Raw genomic sequence first — 3,193 nt, 5'->3', positions numbered from 1 at the left:
TTTTCTTCTGAAAGCGGCATCGGGATGAAAGTATTTCCTTCCGGCACGCCAATTTCCATCCAGCTAACGGCATTGTACAGGGGCAGGAACAACCTGAATTCACAGTCTCTTCCTTTAAATTGCCGGTCCACTTCTATATTGGCATACTGGTAGGTTATGGTATCAGAAAAATGATACTTTCCCGGCGCCCACACCCAGTTCCCGCTATGGTCAATAGCATACAGGTCAACCCCGCTTACGCCTGTAGCCGGCATATGCGGCATAGCAAAACTGCCTTTTGAAGTTACGCCGTACCGAACAACTATATTACTGGCATTCGTCCTGAATTTAATGTACAAACCGGCACTGTGCCGCGACAGGTCCCATACCGCTTTTCGTACGGCTTGTTCGGCTCTTGCGGGCAGGCGGTCGTAAAAGCTTTTTACTTCCTTTGGCCACGCCTGCCCTTCAAGAACGGGAAAGGCGTTGCCGGCAGGGTTCCACCAGGTAAAAGAATCTGTTGCCTGCGCCGCAATATTTTCTGTTAATAAAAAACAGATCAGTATTACAAACAAGTATTTTATTTTCATGTTTGGCTTTTTTAATTGGTATTTACAGGGATGTTTTTTCACCCGGCCAGGGCGCCGGTTTTCCGGTTGCTTTATATACAGGTCTCTGGGCTTTCACTTCCTTTAAATACGCCGTTAACCGGCCGGCAAGCATTTTTACCTTAGCCGGGTATTTTTGCGCAAGGTCATTCTTCTCTCCAATATCGTCCTTTATATTGAATAATTCCACCCGCGCATCTTTATAATAATAAATCAATTTCAGGTTGCCCGAACGGATCGTGCTGGTTGCACCTATTCCCGGCCCGGTTGGGCCCCAGTTGTTGGGAAAATGCCAGTACAGGTCACGGGGTTTTCTTTTAGCCTGCGGATCTTTTAAAAGATCTTTAAACGAAATACCATCAATATGCTGTACGGCTACCGCTGCTTTTATATTGGCCAAAGAAAGGATGGTGGGGAAAAAATCTTCAGCAATAATATACTGGTTACATGAGCTGCCGCCTTTGGTAACACCGGGCCATCTCACCATCATAGGTTCCCGTATGCCGCCTTCATATGCAGAACCTTTGCCACTGTTGAGCGGGGCATTATGCGTGTGCGGCTTACCTGCACGGGCATGGGCGCTCAGCCCGCCGTTGTCCGACATAAAAATAATGACCGTATTGCCGGCAATACCTTTTTCATCAACATAATTCAAAATATCCTCCAGGCTTTTGTCCATGCCTTCTATCATAGAAGCATAACGGGCTTCACTCTCCGGTAAACCCTGGTTTTTGTATTTCTTGTAATAACGGTGATCGGCTTCCAATGGAACATGTATGGCGTAATGCGACAAATACAAATAGAATGGCTTATGTAATGAAAGCGCGGTATCCATTGCAAGGATCGCTTCTCTGGTAAGCGCATCGCTCAGGTTGATATCCTGCCCCCAGTATTTTTCCAGCCCCGGAATGGCCCATACCTTTTTGCCCGGATCTGATGAATTATTGCCGAAGTCATTCAGCCCCTGATAAGTAGCAGGTCCGCCTGCCGCATGCCCGGCAATATTCACATCAAATCCCAGGTTTTTGGGATCGGCGCCGGGCGTACCTATAGCGCCCCAGTGCGCTTTACCGCAATGAATGGTATAATACCCGTTGCTGCGTAAAACAGCGGGTAACGGGGTAGCATATACGGTGCGTTCGATACCGGGCACAGGCGATAAACCGTTTACATTCCATAGCGGGTACTCAAGCATATTGTCTTTCGCATCATTGGAAGCATTTTTCCGCAAAGTCCAGTTGGTTACCCGGTGCCTTGCCGCATTCATTCCCGTCATCAAGCTCACGCGGGTAGGCGAACATACGCTGCTGGCATAGGCCTGGGTAAATTTCATGCCCGAAGCGGCCAGCCGCTCCATGGCAGGTGTATGATACAAATGGTTAAAAGGTGTTGCTTCGGTCCAGAAAGGAACCGAAGTATCCTGCCAGCCCATATCATCCACCAGGAAAAAGATGATATTGGGTTGAAGCTTATCCTGTGCCGATAAAGAGCAGGGCATACCCCAGCAAAACCATAAAAAAACAATTAATGCAGCAGATCGTTTCACATTCAGGCCTATTTAACAGTTGATATTTTTAAAAATCACTAAGCTCAAAGCTAAGCAGTTACACAATGCGAATAAAAGTAAAAAACGGGGTTATGCCTAAAAGAAACCGGCAATTTTAAAAAACATTCCTGTATAAATAGAGCAAAAAATAAATACGGCTGCAGAACCAACAAAACAGAGCGATCTTCCGGGCACGCAATGTGTTCCTATGAGCCTATGTGTCTATGTGTCGAAAAAAATTAAACATATGGGCACAACAGGATCATTATAATTATAATACTGTCATAAACAAAAATGCACTATATTGTTTTATGAAAAAAACGGGTCTGCACTTCCTGCTTTCTGCCCTCCTTTTACCGGCATGCAGTAATATTTTCGCACAAAATACATTAGACAGCTTACTGCCCATTCGCGGGTTTTGTATTGCGGCGCCCGTGCCACAAGGTGTGGATTCCTTCGTCGTCTTTATCAATAAAGAACTGGCTCCCCGCAAAATAAATACACTGATCCTCCGTGTAGATTATAATTATCAATATACCAGTCACCCCGAATTGCGTGACAGTATTGCGTTATCAAAAACGGATGTCAAGAAAATCGTAGCTGCCTGCCGGGCGAACGGTATAAAAGCAATACCACAGGTTAACCTGTTGGGACACCAGTCCTGGGCAAATAAAACATCCAACCTGTTGCGCGTATACCCGCAATTTGATGAAACACCCCAAGTAAAAATGCCGGAGAAATATGTGTGGCCCAATGCAGACAGCTTATACTGCAAAAGCTATTGTCCTTTGCACCCCGGCGTTCATAAGATTGTATTTGCGTTGATGGATGAGATATGCGATGTATTTGAAACGGATGCTTTTCATGCGGGTATGGACGAGGTATTTTATATCGGCGATGCCAGATGCCCACGCTGCGGCGGAAAAGATAAGGCAAAATTGTTTGCCGGAGAAGTGAGCCGCATACACGATCATCTTGCCGCTTCGGGAAGGAAGCTATGGATATGGGGCGACAGGCTGATTGACGGATATTCTACGGAGTTGGGCATGTGGGAAGCCAG

The 3,193-nt window shown here is 46.2% G+C and carries 3 protein-coding genes; 1 reads left to right on the top strand and 2 read right to left on the bottom strand.

All coding sequences use genetic code 11. The features are described from left to right. Positions 1–569 (bottom strand): SGNH/GDSL hydrolase N-terminal domain-containing protein (locus PLH26_RS17270; protein WP_324587279.1); only part of this gene is annotated, 569 nt, incomplete at its 3' end. A gap of 22 nt (positions 570–591) precedes the next feature. Continuing rightward, positions 592–2,133, bottom strand: a complete 1,542-nt coding sequence (locus PLH26_RS17265; protein WP_324587278.1) for a sulfatase — start codon at positions 2,131–2,133, stop codon at positions 592–594. Between the two features lie 311 nt (positions 2,134–2,444). Here PLH26_RS17265 and PLH26_RS17260 point away from each other — a divergent pair. Beyond that, positions 2,445–3,193: family 20 glycosylhydrolase (locus PLH26_RS17260; RefSeq protein WP_324587277.1), on the top strand; the 749-nt coding region annotated here is incomplete at its 3' end.

The organism is Agriterribacter sp. (assembly GCF_035444585.1).
Taxonomy (GTDB): domain Bacteria; phylum Bacteroidota; class Bacteroidia; order Chitinophagales; family Chitinophagaceae; genus Agriterribacter.
Note: the sequence above shows the minus strand (reverse complement) of the source record. Positions and strands in the feature narration are given on the sequence as shown.